The sequence below is a fragment of the Nocardioides sp. Soil805 genome, assembly GCF_001429625.1.
GTDB lineage: Bacteria > Actinomycetota > Actinomycetes > Propionibacteriales > Nocardioidaceae > Nocardioides.
The window spans coordinates 1118258-1133630 of the sequence record NZ_LMSU01000001.1 but is presented as its reverse complement, the minus strand read 5'-3'; the positions used below and the strand labels follow the sequence as shown (position 1 = coordinate 1133630).

The following is a 15373-nucleotide window of genomic DNA, read 5'->3' as shown; positions in this document are numbered from 1 at the left end:
CGCTACTGCGCGGCTGGTCGTCCGGGCGCCCCGTCGTCCGAGCGGGGCGCTGAGGGGGCTTGACGAATCGAGTGTACGAGTGTTCACTCAATTCCGAAGAGCACGACGGCCGCCCCCGGAAGGGACGCACGCATGGCAGTGATCGACCGACTGGCCTGGGCCCGCACGGCGGGTGCCCGGCTGACGACCCCGCTGCACCCCGACGACTACCTCTCGCTGGTCAACCCGCTGTGGACGGCCCGCGAGCTGCGCGGACGCATCGAGCGGGTCGTCCCCGAGACCGAGGACGCCGCCACCGTCGTGATCCGCCCCGGCTGGGGGTGGCGCTACGACCACAAGCCCGGCCAGTACGTCGGCATCGGCATCCAGGTCGAGGGCAAGTTCCACTGGCGCTCCTACTCCGTCAGCTCGCCGCCCCGCCGCGACGGTCGCACCATCGCGATCACCGTGCGGGCGATGCCGGAGGGATTCCTGTCCCAGCACCTCGTCGACGGCCTCGAGCCCGGCACCATCGTCCGGCTGGCCCTGCCGGCGGGGGAGTTCGTGCTGCCCGACCCGCCCCCGGCGCGGATGCTGATGCTGGTGGGCGGCTCCGGGATCACCCCGGTGATGTCGATGCTGCGCACCCTGGACCGCCGCGGCACGATGCCCGACGTCGTCGTCCACTACTCCTCGACCAGCGAGGAGCGGATGATCTTCCGCGACGAGGTCTGCGCGCTCGCCGACCGGCACGACGGCCTGACGCTGCACCGGCGGCACACCGACGACGAGGGCGTCCTCGACCTGGCCGACCTCGACACGATCGTGCCGGACTGGCGCGAGCGCGAGACCTGGGCCTGTGGCCCGGCACCGATGCTCGACGCGGTCGAGGAGCACTGGGAGCGCGCCGGGCTCGACGACTCGCTGCACCTCGAGCGCTTCTCGCTCAAGCTCGACGGGGACGGCGGCGAGGGCGGCACGCTCCGCTTCCAGAACTCCGGCAGGTCCATCGAGGTCGACGGTGCGACCACCGTCCTCGAGGCCGGCGAGCAGGCGGGCGTGGGCATGCCCTACGGCTGTCGCGTCGGCATCTGCCACACCTGCACGCTCACCCTCGTCAGCGGCACCGTGCGCGACCTGCGCACCGGCGACGAGTACGACGACACCCACGACTCGGTGCAGACCTGCGTGACCGTCCCGGTCGGCGACTGCACCCTCGCGATCTAGAGGTTTCGAGGCTCGCTGCGCTCGCACCTCAACCACCGAAGGGAAACCGCAACCATGGCCATCAGTGACGTCAAGGAGTACACCCACCTCACCACCGAGGAGGTCGACCAGCTCGGGCGCGAGCTCGATGCCCTGCGCGCCGAGGTCGAGGAGTCCCGCGGCGCGGACGACGCGGCGTACATCAACCGCATCATCACCATCCAGCGCCGCCTCGCGGTGGCGGGGCGGATCACGCTGTTCGCGTCGCGCTGGAGGCCGGCGTGGGTCGCCGGTGCCGCCATGCTCGGCGTGGCCAAGATCCTGGAGAACATGGAGATCGGCCACAACGTCATGCACGGGCAGTGGGACTGGATGAACGACCCGGAGATCCACTCCTCCACGTGGGAGTGGGACACCGCCCAGCCGGCCGAGCAGTGGAAGCACAGCCACAACTACGTCCACCACCAGTTCACCAACGTGCTCGGGCACGACAACGACATCGGCTACGGCATCCTGCGGATGGCGCACGAGCAGCGCTGGCACCCGGCCAACCTCGGGCAGCCGGTCTACAACGCGCTGCTGGCCACGCTGTTCCAGTGGGGCGTCGCGCTGCACGACCTCGACCTCGAGGCGATCCGCAAGCGCGAGAAGGACCCGAAGGTGCTGGCCAAGCAGCTGGCCCAGATCAAGCGCAAGATCAGCCGCCAGATCGGCAAGGACTACGTGTTCTTCCCGCTCCTGACGGCGGCCACCGGCCCGGCCAACGTGGTGCCGACCATCACCGCCAACGCCACCGCCAACCTCGCCCGCAACCTGTGGTCCTACATGATCATCTTCTGCGGGCACTTCCCCGACGGGGCGCTGCACTTCACCGAGGAGGAGCTCGAGGACGAGACGCGCGCGGAGTGGTACCTGCGCCAGATGCTCGGCTCCGCCAACTTCGAGGGCGGCAGGCTGCTGCACGTCATGAGCGGCCAGCTCGGCTACCAGATCGAGCACCACCTCTTCCCGGACCTGCCCTCCAACCGGTATGCGCAGATGTCGGTGCGCGTGCGCGAGCTCGCCGCGAAGTACGACATCCCCTACACGACCGGCCCGCTGCACCGTCAGTACGGCCAGGCGCTGCGCACGATCATGAAGCTCTCGCTGCCCAACCGCTTCACGGCCACCGACCAGCCCGCCCAGCCGGGGCAGGCCACGGCGGACACGCAGGTCGAGCGCGGACGGCGTACGGACGCCGAGCGGCCGACCCGCAGCGCGCAGACCGGCGACTGGTACTCGCGGAGCTCATCGGGTGGCTCGTCGCGTGGCTCGTCGGGCGGTGCGTCGTGAGGGAGGACCTGCGCGACGGCTCGACCCGGCTGCGCGAGCCGACGCGTGCCTGGGTGACCCAGTGCGCCCTGTCGCGGATCTGCGGCCTCTGCGAGGGCGGGCTGGGACGCCCGATCGCCTTCGTCGGCACGCCGCAGGAGAGCGACCGCAACGAGTTCCACCAGCCGCCGATGCACGTGGCGTGCGCGGAGCGGGTGCGTACGCCGGACCAGGTCGTCGTCACCACCGCCGGCTTCGACGTCGTCCGGCCCGACCGCGAGGACCCGGACCGGGCGCCGCGCTTCGCCCCCAACTCGCGGCTCTGAGCCGCGCGGGTGTCGCACCGGGGGTGCCGCACTCGTTGAGAGGGTGAGCGGCGACCCACCGGGTCGCCCCGCACCCCAGGAGGAGCTGATCCGCGATGCAGTACCTGATCTCCGTGATCGACGACGCGAGCGAGTCCGGCACGGCCGAGGAGATGGCGGCCACCGGCGCCTTCAACGAACGGCTGCGAGCGCAGGGCCACTGGGTCTTCGCCGGCGGTCTCGGCGCGCCCGCCACGGCCACCGTGATCGACAACCGGCAGGGCGAGGCGGTGTGCAGCGACGGGCCCTTCGTGGAGTCGAAGGAGTACCTCGCCGGCTTCTGGATCATCGAGGCCCCGGACCTCGACGCGGCGCTCGCCCTCGCGGCCGACGGCTCGGCGGCGTGCCACCGCAAGGTCGAGGTGCGGCCGTTCCTGCACGACTGAGAGGGCGCACCCTCACGCCCAGCCGGTCACCGCGCTGAGCGTCAGGGTCGCGAGGGTGACCGCCAGGACGGCGACGAGGGCGCCGGTGAGCGCGAAGCGGCCCCAGTGGATCGACAGCCCGGCCGCGTGGCAGCGCTGGGCCCACAGCACGGTCGCCAGGCTCGCCCACGGCGTGACCAGGGGACCGACCCCGACGCCGATGAGCAGGGCGCCGAGGCGCTCGGGGCTGCCGGCGGTGACGGGCTCCAGCGCCAGGTAGGCCGGCAGGTTGTCCAGCACGTTGGCGCTGCCGGCCGCCACCCCGGCCAGGCGGAGCAGGGCCAGGGGCCCCTCGCCGGTCCCGGTGAGCCGGGCGGCCACCGTCGTCAGGCCGTGCTCGTGGGCCAGCTGCACCGCGAAGAAGAGCACCCCGACGGCGACGACCAGCACCCACGGGACGAGCCTCAGGTGCAGCAGGTCCCGGCGCCAGACGAGGCAGGCGAGCACGACCGCGCCGCAGGCGATCCCGGACACCACCGTCACCCGCCCGGTCAGGGTCAGCGCCGGGCCCAGCGCCAGGCAGGCCAGGGCGGCGACCACGACGGGCGCCCGCGGGCCCGTGAGCGGTGCCGGCTCGTCGTACCCGCGTCGGGGGAGGGCGAGGGTGCGCCGGTGCAGGACGGCGAGCACGGCGACGGTCACCAGCACGGCGACCAGGCCCGGCAGCGCCATCAGCGCGACGTACTCGACGGCGCTCATGTCGAGGTGGCTCAGGGCGAGCAGGTTGGTCAGGTTGGAGACCGGCAGGAACAACGAGGCGGTGTTGGCGAGCAGCACCGTGGTCATCGCGAAGAGCACGGGGTTGATCCGCAGCCGTACGGCGACGGCGAGCACCACCGGGGTGAGCAGCACGGCCGTGGTGTCGAGGGAGAGCACGGCGGTGCTCGCGACGGCGACCGCCACCAGCCCGACCCAGACCCGGCGTACGGACCCGTGCGCGGCGTGCACGACGCCGTCGGCGACCAGGTCGAAGAGGCCCAGGCCCGCGCACAGCTCCGCGAGCACCGTCGCGAACACGAGGAACAACAGGATCGGTCCGATCCGCGCCACCAGGTCGGCCGTCACGACGGAGCAGGCTACGCGGGGGGTGGGGACCACTACGGTGGCGGCATGGCAGCAGCGAAGGCAGCGATGGTCGTCGCCGGGGGGCGCGAGGTGCGGGTGTCCTCCCCGGACCGGGTGATCTACGAGGCGACGGACGACACCGCCGAGGTCACCAAGCTGATGGTGGCGGAGTACTTCGCCTCCGTCGAGGACGGCCTGATGCGCGCGTTGCGCGACCGGCCGACGGCGCTGGAGCGGTGGACCAGCGGGGTCCGCCCCGGCATGAAGCTCGCCACCGGGCCGATGGACAGGGACGCCGACGCGTTCTACCAGAAGCGCGTCCCCAAGGGCGCTCCCGACTACCTCGAGTCCGTCGAGATCACCTTCCCCTCCGGCCGCACCGCCGAGGAGATCTGCCCGACCGAGATCGCCGTACCGGTCTGGTGCGCGCACATGGGCACGCTGACCTTCCACCCCTGGCCGGTCCGTCGTGCCGACGTCGACCATCCCGACGAGCTGCGCATCGACCTCGACCCCCAGCCCGGCACCTCGTTCGCGGACGCCGTGCGCGTCGCCGGGGTCGCCCGCGAGCTGCTCGCCGACCTCGGCATGGCCGGCTTCGCCAAGACCTCGGGCAACCGGGGGATCCACGTCTACGTGCGGATCCAGCCGTCGTGGGAGTTCGCCGACGTCCGCCATGCGGCGATCGCCTTCGGCCGCGAGCTGGAGAAGCGCGACGACGGGGTCACCACCGCCTGGTGGAAGGAGGAGCGCGGCGAGCGGATCTTCGTGGACTTCAACCAGAACACGCGTGATCGCACCATCGCCTCGGCGTACTCGCTGCGTCCGCTCCCGGGCGCGCCCGTCTCGACGCCGCTCGCGTGGGAGGAGCTCGCCTCGCTGTCCTCGCCGGCGGCCCTCAACCTCTTCACCGTGCCGGAGCGCCTCGCCGCAGGCGGCGACCCGTGGGCCACGATCGACGACGTGCACCACTCGCTGCAGCCGCTGCTGGACCTGTGGGAGGAGCACCCGGTCGAGCTCAACTACCCGCCCGACCACCCCAAGATGCCCGGCGAGCCGCCGCGGGTGCAGCCGTCCAAGAAGGTCGCCTCCCACTGGGACGAGGACGGCAACCGGGTGGAGGGCACGTGAGCGACGAGCCGGCCCGGTCGGCGCCGGGGGGCGCGCAGCGGTGGGCGGGCTACCTCGACTGGGTGCGCGCCGAGATGGTGCGTGGCGTCCTCGCCCTGTCGTACGACGACCAGCGGACGCCGCGGGTGCCGTCGGGGTGGACGCCGCTCGAGCTCCTCAACCACGTGCTCCACATGGAGCAGCGGTGGTTCGTGTGGGGCTTCCTCGCCGAGCCGGTCGCCGAGCCGTGGGGCGACTGGACGACCCCCGAGCCGTGGTCCTCCGACGACTCCGACGCCGCCGTGCCCGGCGCCCGGTGGGCGGTGCCCGCCGCGGTGACGGCGGAGGAACTGGCGTCCCGGCTCGACGCGGTCGGCGCCCGGACGCGCGGGGTGCTGGCGGACTTCCCGCTCTCCGCGACCGCCTCGGCCGGGGGCCGGTTCGCCGACGACCCGCCGACGCTGGAGTGGATCTGCTTCCACGTGCTCGCGGAGTACGCCCGGCACGCGGGGCACCTCGACATCGTCGCCGAGCTGGCCAGCGACTAGCCTCGACCGCGTGAATCCCCGCCTCGTCCTCGTCACCGGTTCCGGCCGCTCCGGCACCTCGAGCGTGGCCGGCACCCTCAAGCGCCTCGGCCTGCACGTCCCCCAGCCGGAGGTGCCCGCCGACGACAAGAACCCGCGCGGCTACTACGAGCCGATGTGGGTGACCGAGTTCCACAAGCGGGTGCTCAACCCGGTGCCCGTGCGCACCATCGACACCCGGCCCGACGCCGCCGCTGTGGCCGACGCCGCGATCACGCCGGCGGTGGAGGCCGAGCTCCGGGACTGGCTCAGCGGTGAGCTCGACCAGCCCCAGGTGCTCATCAAGGACCCGCGCGCCTTCTGGATCCTGCCGGCCTGGACCCGGGTCGCCGCCGAGCTCGGCGCGGACGTGTGCACCCTGACGATGCTGCGGCACCCCACCGAGGTGGTGCGCTCGCGCGACTCGGCGTACCTCACCGAGCAGACGCCGACCTTCCGCCGCCAGCGCGAGACGGCCAACGTCGCCGCCTGGGTCAACGCCGCCTTCGCGACCGAGGCGGCCACGCGCGGCCTGCCGCGCGCCTTCGTCCGGTACGACGACCTGCTGGCCGACTGGCGATCGGCCATGTCCCGCGCCGGGGAGCAGCTCGGCCTGACCTTCTCGCCGGACCCCTCGGTGACGCCGCACCCGGTGGACGACTTCGTCGACGCCAAGCTCAACCGCTCCGCCATCACCTGGGACGACATCGCCGTCCCGGCCGTCCTGCGCGACCTCGCCGAACGCACCTGGCAGGTCATGAACGTCCTGGTCTACTCCCCGTCCGACGCGGGGGCCATCGACGAGCTGGCGGGCCTGCAGGAGGAGTACGGCGAGCTCTTCGACTTCTCCGAGGCGATCGCGATGGACGCGACCACCGCCCGCGTCGCCGCCGGCCGCCGCGACGTACGACGCAAGAAGGACGCGCAGCTCGACGAGCTCCGCGCCGAGCTGGACACCGCCCGGGCCGAGGTCGCGGAGCTGCGGGCCCGGCCCTCCGGGCTGGCCGCCCTTTTTCGGCGCTGAGGTCGTGGGAGAGTCCCCGCCTGGGCGGGGACTCTGTCACCGTGTGACCGTTGCAACAGTCACACGGTGACGGACTCCCCGCCTGAGCGGGGACTTCGCCGCAGCCCCTCAGCGCTCCCAGGGAGCCGCGACGGGGAAGTACTCGCCCAGGAACTGCGAGAGCATCGCGTCCACGGCGTCCGCGTCCACGGCGTACTCGTGGTGGTCCCCGATGCAGAAGAAGTCCCGGTCGCGGGCGCGCAGCTGGCGCAGCTGCCGCTCGATGCGGGCGTTGCTGAGGTCGACGAAGGCATGGTCCGCCGAGGCGACGTACGCCGACCCGGTCACCAGCCCGTAGTGCTGGCCCAGCGACGACAGCATCGACACGTCGGTCTCGGCGCGGAACGGGGAGCGGGCGGTGCGCCCGACCGCGTCGGCGAAGCGCGCCTCGACCTCCTCGAGCACCGACACCCGGTGCGGGTGGGGGGAGTGGGCCATCACCTGGGTGATCGCGACGCCGAAGGCCTCCTCGACCAGCGCCCGGTTGGTCGCCGCCGCGTGCAGGAAGGGTTTGTCGGCGGTGCCGGGCAGCCCGATCGCGCCGTCGCCGACGAACGCCGCGAACCCGCCGCCCGGGCTGAAGAAGAGCTCGGGCCGGGTCGCGCGGCCGAGGAAGACGTCGTCGTTGAGGTAGACGAAGTGCTCGGCCAGCCCGGGCACCCGGTGCAGCGCGGTCTCGATGGCCTGGGAGTTGAAGGTCGGCAGCGCGTCGGCCGGCAAAATGTCGCGGTGGTCCACGACCCGCACGCGCCCGTCGAGCAACGCGTCGTCGAGCAACCAGTCCGGTCGCTGGCCGGCGGTGACGAGGTGGATCGTGCGCACCCACGGCGCGAAGAGGTGCACCGACCGCATCGAGTGGCGCAGCTCGTCGCGGCTGCGGAACCGCGCCTGCCCGCCCGCCTCCGGCCGGGCGTCGTCGCCCCCGCGTGCCTGTCGCGAGGCGTTCCACTCCGGGTCGTTGCCGTCGACCCACGTGTAGACGACGTCGACGGGGAACGTCACGTCGTACGCCGTCGGCAGCACCATCAGCGGCAGCGTCGGCACGGAGATCCCGGCGACCTCGACGCTCGCCGTCGCGGCGCCCGCGGGCGCCTGGGGCGTCCACCGGTTGGGGCGCGGCGCGACCAGGGTGCCGTCGGGCAGCCGGTCCCAGAACTCGATCTCGACGCCGGCGTCGTCGGCGAGGTGGGTTCGCCGCCCGTGCGCGCGCGGCCACGGCTCGAGGACGAGCCGGTTGGGGGCCGCGTTGCGGAGCGCGTCGACCAGCTCGTCGACCCGGAGGCGGCGCTCGGGCCAGCCGCGGTCGCCGGGGTCGCGGAGCGCGAGGTGGGCGGGGGCCGTACGCAGGTGCTCGAGCAGGGCACGCCGCTGCGCGGTCGGTACGACGAGCGTCGGAGCCGGGCGGTCGTGCGCCGGGATGACGAACCACCCGCCCCCCGAGTGCTCGGCGGCCGCGACGACGAGCCGCAGGACCTCGGCACGCGCCTCGGCGGGGGTGACCATCGGGAGGTCGACGGGCATCCCCTCGCGGCTGAACGGCGGGGTAGTCCGTGACGAAGGGACCCCCTCCGCCGGCGCGTCGGGGGTCCGATCGTCACGGACTACCCCAGCAGGGGCGGACGCCCGGGCGAAGATCGCCTCCCACCGCGCAGCGATCGCGTCGGCGTCGTACTGGCGCGACGCGGCGAATGCGCCCTCACCGAGCCGGGCGAGCAGCGCGTCGTCGGTGGTGACCCGGCGCAGCGCGGCCGCCAGCCCGGCCTTGGCGCCGGCGCCGACGAGGAGCCCGGAGACCTCGTCCTCGACGAGCTCGCGGGGGCCCGACGGACAGTCGTAGGTGACGACCGGGACCCCGGCCGACATCGCCTCCTGGGCGACAAGCGGGAAGCCCTCGGTCCGCGACGACATGGCGCAGACCGAGGCCCGCGCCCACTCCGGGGCCATGTCGGACACGGCGCCGGGCAGCTCGACCCGGTCGCCCAACCCGGCCTTCGCGGCGTGGGCGAGGAGCTCCTCACGCAGCGGGCCGTCGCCCAGGATCCGCAGCCGCCAGCCGGGCGCGTCGTCGGCGACCTGCTCGAAGGCGCGCAGCAGGTGGATGAACTGCTTCTCCGGCACGATCCGCCCGGCGCTCACGATCGTGCGCGAGTCCAGGGGCGAGCGGGGCTGGGGGGTGATCGGCAGGGGGTTGGGCATCACCACGATCTCCGGCGCGGTGGCGCCGAGCTCGGCCCGCAGCCACGACGCGGTCGACTCCGTGAGCAGCGCGACCGCGGCCGCGCGCGGGGCGAAGGCGAGCAGCGGCTCCATGCCGCCCACCCGGTCGGCCGACGAGCGGTGCTCCTGGTGCACGACCGCGACCTCGCGGCGTACGAGCATGATCGCGGCCGCCATCAGGGCGGGGGTGACGGTGACGAGGACGTCGACGTCGAGGTCGGGCAGCGCGGCCTCGAGCCCGACGTCGGTGAGGGCGGAGAACTGCCCGTCCCAACGCGCCGGGACCAGCCGCGACGGCTCACGGTGGCGCGGGTCGTCACCACGGACGTCGACGAGGTGCTCCACGGCCACCGCCGGGTCGATCGCGTAGTGCGGGGCGTCCGCCGACCGGGTCACCGACAGCAGGCGTACGTCCACGTGCCCGCGCCGGGCGAGCGCGTTGGCCTGGGTGATGGCCGCGCGGGACGTGCCGCCCATCCCGTCGAGGTTGAAGACCAGGAAGGCGACCCGCGGCCGGCCGGACCGACGCAGGCTGGAGCGGCTCAGGCGGGGCGCGATCTTCACGCCGCCACCCTAGGGGGCAGTCTCAGAGCCCGGTGATGCCCTCGCCGGTGCCGCCGGCCTGCTCGTCGAAGTTCTCCTGCTCGAGCAGGTGCAGCACGGGGACGCCGAGCTTGCGACGGGCCCGCGACGTCCAGTCGACGTGGAAGAACTCGGCCACGACGTGCGGACGGGTGAGGATGATCGCCTCCCGGGCGCCGACCTCGGCGACCTTCGCCGCCAGGGCGTCGACCGGGGGCTGCCCGGTGACGGCGCCGCGCGCGGTGGCGCCGGCGGCGGCCAGGGCCGCGAGCGTGATGTTGAGGTCGTGGTCGGAGCGCTCGCGGCACTCCTCGCGCACCGCCTCGAGCTCCTCCTCGCTCATCGCCATGGAGGGGGCGGACATGACGTCGCCGGCACCGAGCATGCCGACCGAGGCCTCGACGCGGGCCGCCGCGTCCTCGAGGGGCATGAGCACGTGGTAGATCACCTGGTCGACGATCTCGCTGTGCAGCGAGCGGACCTGCTCGGCGTCCTGCCTGCTCAGTCCCTGCTCGACGAGGAGCACGACGTCGTAGGTGCCCCGTCCGTCGAAGATGTCTCCGTCGCCGGCCGCGCCGCCCTCGACGTTGCCGCCGGTGACGTCGCCTCCGGTCGTGTCCTCGGGCTGGTTGCCGCTGGTCTCACTCATGGTGATCGCCTCCACTCAAAATTCTAGCCAGGTCATAGCTCACCGGTTCCTCCAGCTGGTCGTAGCCGCACGACTCCGGGTCACGGTCCGGGCGCCACCGCTTGAACTGGGCGGTGTGCCGGAAGCGGCGGCCCTCCATGTGGTCGTACTTCACCTCGAGCACCCGCTCGGGCCGCAGCGGGGTGAACCCTAGGTCCTTGCCGGCACTCCACCGGCTCTGGGTGCCGGGGATGCGGTCCGGGTTGGCGGTGAGGAACTCCTGCCACCGGCCCCACGGGTGCTCCTCGATCGGGCAGACGAGGGGCTGCAGCTCCTCGATCAGCTCGGCCCGGCGGGCGGCGGTGAAGGAGGCGCTGACGCCGATGTGCTGCAGCTCGCCGTCGGCGTACAGGCCGAGCAGCAGGCTGCCCAGCAGCGGCGCCTCGGGGGTGGAGGTCTTGTGCTCGCGGTAGCCGGCGACGACGACGTCGGCGGTGCGCTCGTGCTTGACCTTCATCATGGTGCGGCCGTTCTGGACGTACGGCGCGTCCAGCGGCTTGGCGATCACCCCGTCGAGGCCGGCGCCCTCGAACTCCTCGAACCACAGCTCTGCCTCGGCCGGGTCGGTGGTGGTGCGGGTGAGGAAGCACGGCCCGTCGAGGTGGGCGAGCGCCTCCTCCATGGCCGCCCGGCGCTCGGCGAGCGGCCGGTCGACGTACGACGTGTCGCCCAGCGCGAGCAGGTCGAAGGCGACGAAGCCGGCGGGCGTCTTCTCGGCGAGCATGTCGACGCGGGACTTCGCCGGGTGGATGCGCTCCTGGAGCACCTCGAACTCGAGGCGCTGGCCCACGGCGACGAAGACCTCGCCGTCGAGCACGATCCGCTCCGGCAGCTGCTCCTTGATGGCGGCCACGAGCTCGGGGAAGTAGCGGGTGAGCGGCTTGGTGTTGCGGCTGGTGAGCTCGACCTCGTCGCCGTCGCGGAAGACGATGCAGCGGAACCCGTCCCACTTGGGCTCGAAGCTCAGGCCCCCGTGCTTGGCCGGGTCGGGGATCCCCGTGACCGCCTTGGCGAGCATGGGCTGGACGGGTGGCATCACGGGCAGGTCCACGCGGGTGACCCTAGTCCTCGCCGCGCAGGGAGAACGAGCGCAACCGGTCGCCGCAGAACCAGACCCCGCCCACCGTGACGACGAGGCTGGCCAGCGCTGCCCACGGGACGTTGGTCGGGTCGGGGAGCTCGGTGGAGACCTCGTGGCCGATCCGCAGCCCCCACTGCGCGACGCTCAGCCAGGCCACCCCGGTGAGGAGGTTGCCCAGCAGCCCCTCCCAGATGAGCACGAAGAGCAGCGACACGATCACGGCGTGCCGGGTGATCGCGGAGACGGCCAGGAAGAGCGCGGAGTACGTCGTCCCGGCGACCACGGCCGCGAGACCGGCCGCCGACGCGCGGTCACCGCCCCCGGCCACCAGCGCGGAGACGTAGAGGGGGAGGGCGCCGGCGACCATCGTCGCCGCCCAGGCGACGACCCACTTGCTCAGCGCCACGGCGTGCCGGCTGATCGGCTTGGAGAGCAGGTAGACGATCGACCCGTCGTCGACCTCGGGCCCGAGGACCGACGAGGCGGCGAGCACGGCCACCAGCGGCAGCACGACGGGGTAGCCCAGTCCCGGGAGGAGCGGCCACGCCGCGTCGCCGTCGGTGAGGGCCGTGATGGTGACGGTGAGCGCGACGAGCAGCACCGGGAAGGCCAGCAGCAGCCAGAAGCGCCGGCGGCCGAGCAGGGCCTGCGCGGCGAGCTTGGTGATGGTCACGTTGATCATCGGGCCACCAGGTAGGCGAAGACGCTCTCCAGCGACTCGTCGCTGGGGGAGAGGTCGTAGAGGCTGAGCCCGGCCGTGCGGGCCCACTGCGGCAGGCCGACGGCGAAGCTGCCGAGGTCGTCGACCTCGACGTCGAGGCCGCCGTCGGGACGCAGGCGTACGGCGCGCACCGAGGCCTGTGCGATGAGGAGGGCGGCGAGGGCCCGGTCGTCGCTGGAGGTGACGGCGTACTGCACGGGCCGGTCGGTCATCAGGCGCCGGATCGCGCCGAAGTCGCCGGACGCGGCGTGCCGCCCGGAGACGACGACCTCGATGTGCCGGGCGAGGCGCTCGACCTCCTCGAGGATGTGGGAGCTGAACAAGACGGTGCGCCCCTCGTCGCCGAGGCGGTGCAGCAGGTCCATGAGGTGCATCCGCTGGCGCGGGTCGACGCCGTTGAAGGGCTCGTCGAGCAGCAGCACCGCCGGGTCGTGGACCAGCGCGGCGGCGATCTTGATCCGCTGGCGCATGCCCTTGGAGTAGGTGTCGAGCCGTCGCGCGGCGGGCTCGACCATGTCGACGACCCCCAGGATGCGCTCGGTGGCGGCGGCCGCGTCGGGCAGCCGGTGCAGGTCGGCGTTGGCCCGGACGAACTGGCGGCCGGTGAGGTAGCCGAAGCTGAGCTCGCGCTCGGGTACGAGGCCGATGCGCCGGTAGGCCTCGGTGTGGCGCCAGACGGGCTCGCCGTCGAGGGTGACGGTGCCGGCGGACGGGGCCAGGAAGCCGGTCATCATCGCCATCAGGGTGGTCTTGCCGGCGCCGTTGGGGCCGAGCAGGCCGGTCACGCCGGGCGCGATGGTCAGCGAGACGTCGTTGACCGCGACCACGTTGCCGAACCAGCGGGAGACCGAGTCGAGGACCAGCGTGCTCACTGCGAACCCACCTTGAGGAAGCGCGCCACGATCGCGGCGAGACCGGCGGCCGCGACCAGGACGGCGACGGCGAGGTAGACCACGACCCAGCCGCCCGCGGGCGGGGTGAAGACCGTGACGCCGGCCTCCCAGGCGGAGGCGAGGCCGTTGGTCAGCGACCAGGGGGAGGCGAGGCCGGCGACGACGCCGACCTGGTCGGCGTCCTCCTCGGAGGTGATGGCCTGGACGGCGGTGACGACGCCCGGCACGACGACGAGCGCCACGATCGAGCCGACCACCGCGAAGCCGCGGCGCAGCGACACCGAGGAGATGAACCCGGTGATGCCGGCCAGCATGCTCGCGACCAGCAGGAGCAGCGCCAGCGCCTTGAGGAGGTCGGTGGTCTGCTCGCCGACGTCGAGCCCGGCCAGCAACCCCCCGGTGTACAGGACGAGCAGAGGCAGCACCGAGAAGACGAGGAGCGCGGTGGCGAGCGAGGCCCAACGGGTGAGGGCGATGACGTACGCCGGGAGGGGGCGCGCGAGGTACAGCACGATGGAGCGGTGGCGCAGGTCGCGGGAGAACAGCACCGGCGCCTGCGCGGCGGCGAAGAGGCTGATCAGCAGCTGGACCTGGTTGGTGTAGCCGGCGTAGGTGAGCGGCAGCTCCGAGAGGCCCACGATGGTCACCACGCCGACCACGATCGCGGCGGGCAGGGTGCAGAGCGCGAGCAGCAGGAAGGGCAGGATCTTGGACTTGCCCGACCGGCCGAGGCCGAAGGCGTGCCGCAGGCCGGTGACGTAGAGCGTGCGGGCGATGGTCGCGACGCCCTCGCGCGGGCCGTCGTAGTGGCGGTAGCCCAGGTCGTGGATGACCCCGGCGCGCTGCTCAGCCACGGGAACCTCCTGCTGCCGCCGCCGGGGCGTCGTCGAGGAACACGTCCTCGAGGTGGCGCCGGTCGGGCTGCAGGCGCATCAGGCCCAGGCCCAGGTCGGCGGCGGTGTCACGGACGAGGTCGTGCACCGAGAGCCCGTCCGGTGCCGGCTCCACGGCGATCGCGGTCCCGCGGGGGCGGCAGGTGAGCCCGGCCGCCGCCAGCGCCTCGCCGAAGCGGTCGCGCTCGGTGGTGCCGCCGACGACCTCGACCAGGAGGCTGCCGGTGCGCTCGAGGAAGTCGCCGGTGGCGCTGGAGCGCAGGAGGTGGCCGGCGTCCAGCACCACGACGTGGTCGCTGACCTGCTCGAGCTCTCCGAGCAGGTGCGAGGTGACCAGGACGGCGATGCCGAAGTCGCTGCCGATGCGGCGCACGAGGCGGAGCATGTCGGCGCGCGCGGCCGGGTCGAGGCCGTTGGTCGGCTCATCGAGGAACACGAGGCGAGGGTCGTGGACGAGGCCCTGGGCGAGCTTGGCGCGCTGCTTCATGCCGGTGGAGTAGCCCCCCATGGGCCGGTAGCGCTCCTCCTCCAGGCCCACGTGGCGCAGCACGTCGGCCGACCGCTCCCGCGCGGCGGACGCCCCCAGCCCGGACATCCGCGCCATGTGGACGACGAACTCGCTGGCGCTCACGTCGGGCGGCAGGCAGTCGTGCTCGGGCATGTAGCCCACGAACCGGCGGATCTCCTCGCCCTCGGTGGCGATGTCGTGGCCCAGCACCCGGGCGCTGCCGGACGTCGGCTCGAGCAGGCCCAGCAGGATCTTGATCAGGGTCGACTTGCCGGCCCCGTTGGCCCCGACCAAGCCGGTCACGCCCCCGCCCACCTCGATGTCCAGGTCGGTGAGGGCGTGCACCTGCCCGTAGTGCTTGGTGAGCCCCCTGGTCTCGATGACCTGCTCGCTGTCCCCCGTCACCGGACCCACGCTAGCGGTGCGTGCGGACATCGCCCATCGGGAATGTCCCTGATCGCTGTGGAGGTCCGGTGGAGGTCCGGTGAGGGTCGCCGTGGCCGGGCCCTAGGCTTGGGCCCTCATTCCCCGGTTGGTCTGCCGGCAGGGCCCGCCTGACTTTGAATCAGGACTAGCGACGTAGGTTCGACTCCTACCCGGGGAGCTGGCTTTCCGGCCCCGGGTCGGCCTCGCTCGCCTAGGGTGGCGGTGGTCCACCCCTCGGTGCGCACGCCGCGTCCCGGTGGTGGTCACTCGTGTC

General features: G+C 73.0%; 15 protein-coding genes and 1 tRNA gene. 8 read left to right on the top strand and 8 right to left on the bottom strand.

From position 1 onward, the window contains the following. Positions 1–132 precede the first annotated feature (132 nt). From ASG94_RS05680 to ASG94_RS05665, 4 genes are all read left to right on the top strand, one after another. Positions 133–1206, top strand: coding sequence for a ferredoxin reductase (locus tag ASG94_RS05680; RefSeq protein ID WP_056925373.1), 1074 nt, complete (start codon positions 133–135; stop codon positions 1204–1206). A gap of 54 nt (positions 1207–1260) precedes the next feature. Further along, positions 1261–2517 (top strand): fatty acid desaturase family protein, encoded by a 1257-nt coding sequence (locus ASG94_RS05675; RefSeq protein WP_056925372.1) that lies wholly within the window; start codon positions 1261–1263, stop codon positions 2515–2517. After that, positions 2514–2822, top strand: a complete 309-nt coding sequence (locus tag ASG94_RS05670) for a hypothetical protein (RefSeq protein WP_056925371.1) — start codon at positions 2514–2516, stop codon at positions 2820–2822. The genes ASG94_RS05675 and ASG94_RS05670 overlap by 4 nt, the downstream gene beginning before the upstream one ends. A gap of 95 nt (positions 2823–2917) precedes the next feature. Continuing rightward, on the top strand, positions 2918–3247 hold the full coding sequence (locus tag ASG94_RS05665; protein ID WP_056925370.1) for a YciI family protein: 330 nt from the start codon (positions 2918–2920) through the stop codon (positions 3245–3247). Between the two features lie 12 nt (positions 3248–3259). Here the strand turns inward: ASG94_RS05665 and ASG94_RS05660 are convergent, their stop codons facing one another. Next, a complete protein-coding gene (locus ASG94_RS05660) occupies positions 3260–4351 on the bottom strand; it encodes an SLC13 family permease (protein ID WP_056925369.1) in 1092 nt (363 codons plus the stop codon). A gap of 45 nt (positions 4352–4396) precedes the next feature. On the opposite strand from ASG94_RS05660, the gene ASG94_RS05655 reads away from it, so the two are divergent. Genes ASG94_RS05655 through ASG94_RS05645 form a run of 3 tightly spaced genes read left to right on the top strand, consistent with a single transcriptional unit; the run spans position 4397 to position 7051 of the window. Next, positions 4397–5482 (top strand): DNA polymerase domain-containing protein, encoded by a 1086-nt coding sequence (locus ASG94_RS05655; RefSeq protein ID WP_056925368.1) that lies wholly within the window; start codon positions 4397–4399, stop codon positions 5480–5482. Continuing rightward, positions 5479–6009 carry a mycothiol transferase gene (locus ASG94_RS05650; protein WP_056925367.1) on the top strand — a complete coding sequence of 177 codons (531 nt, stop codon included), beginning with the start codon at positions 5479–5481 and terminating at the stop codon, positions 6007–6009. The genes ASG94_RS05655 and ASG94_RS05650 overlap by 4 nt, the downstream gene beginning before the upstream one ends. A gap of 10 nt (positions 6010–6019) precedes the next feature. Further along, complete coding sequence (locus ASG94_RS05645) at positions 6020–7051, top strand: sulfotransferase family protein (protein ID WP_056925366.1); 1032 nt, start codon at positions 6020–6022, stop codon at positions 7049–7051. Positions 7052–7159: 108 nt separating this feature from the next. On the opposite strand, the gene ASG94_RS05640 is transcribed toward ASG94_RS05645, so the two are convergent. From ASG94_RS05640 to ASG94_RS05610, 7 genes are read right to left on the bottom strand one after another with little or no spacing between them, the layout of a single operon-like run. Next, positions 7160–9871: a stealth conserved region 3 domain-containing protein gene (locus tag ASG94_RS05640; RefSeq protein ID WP_056925365.1), complete on the bottom strand. Its 2712-nt coding sequence runs from the start codon at positions 9869–9871 to the stop codon at positions 7160–7162. Between the two features lie 22 nt (positions 9872–9893). Continuing rightward, on the bottom strand, positions 9894–10538 hold the full coding sequence (locus tag ASG94_RS05635) for a hypothetical protein (protein ID WP_235537139.1): 645 nt from the start codon (positions 10536–10538) through the stop codon (positions 9894–9896). Then, entirely contained in the window at positions 10531–11628 is a 1098-nt protein-coding gene (locus tag ASG94_RS05630; RefSeq protein WP_056925364.1) for an ATP-dependent DNA ligase, read from the bottom strand. The genes ASG94_RS05635 and ASG94_RS05630 overlap by 8 nt, the downstream gene beginning before the upstream one ends. A 10-nt stretch (positions 11629–11638) precedes the next feature. Further along, positions 11639–12331, bottom strand: a complete 693-nt coding sequence (locus ASG94_RS05625; protein ID WP_162260788.1) for an ABC transporter permease — start codon at positions 12329–12331, stop codon at positions 11639–11641. 5 nt (positions 12332–12336) lie between these two features. After that, positions 12337–13251, bottom strand: coding sequence for an ABC transporter ATP-binding protein (locus tag ASG94_RS05620; protein ID WP_056925362.1), 915 nt, complete (start codon positions 13249–13251; stop codon positions 12337–12339). Further along, positions 13248–14126, bottom strand: a complete 879-nt coding sequence (locus ASG94_RS05615; RefSeq protein ID WP_056925361.1) for a hypothetical protein — start codon at positions 14124–14126, stop codon at positions 13248–13250. Before ASG94_RS05615 ends, ASG94_RS05620 begins: the two co-directional genes overlap by 4 nt. Next, entirely contained in the window at positions 14119–15078 is a 960-nt protein-coding gene (locus ASG94_RS05610) for an ABC transporter ATP-binding protein (RefSeq protein ID WP_235537138.1), read from the bottom strand. Before ASG94_RS05610 ends, ASG94_RS05615 begins: the two co-directional genes overlap by 8 nt. Before the next feature lie 120 nt (positions 15079–15198). Between ASG94_RS05610 and ASG94_RS05605 the strand changes: the two genes are divergently transcribed. Further along, positions 15199–15277: transfer RNA gene (locus ASG94_RS05605), tRNA-Gln, on the top strand. Positions 15278–15373 lie beyond the last annotated feature (96 nt).

Excerpts from the sequence above, each read along its gene's own strand:
- ASG94_RS05680 (WP_056925373.1), top strand. The coding sequence starts at position 133 with ATGGCAGTGATCGACCGACTGGCCTGGGCCCGCACGGCGGGTGCCCGG.
- ASG94_RS05675 (WP_056925372.1), top strand. The coding sequence starts at position 1,261 with ATGGCCATCAGTGACGTCAAGGAGTACACCCACCTCACCACCGAGGAG.
- ASG94_RS05665 (WP_056925370.1), top strand. The coding sequence starts at position 2,918 with ATGCAGTACCTGATCTCCGTGATCGACGACGCGAGCGAGTCCGGCACG.
- ASG94_RS05655 (WP_056925368.1), top strand. The coding sequence starts at position 4,397 with ATGGCAGCAGCGAAGGCAGCGATGGTCGTCGCCGGGGGGCGCGAGGTG.
- ASG94_RS05635 (WP_235537139.1), bottom strand. The coding sequence starts at position 10,538 with ATGAGTGAGACCAGCGGCAACCAGCCCGAGGACACGACCGGAGGCGAC.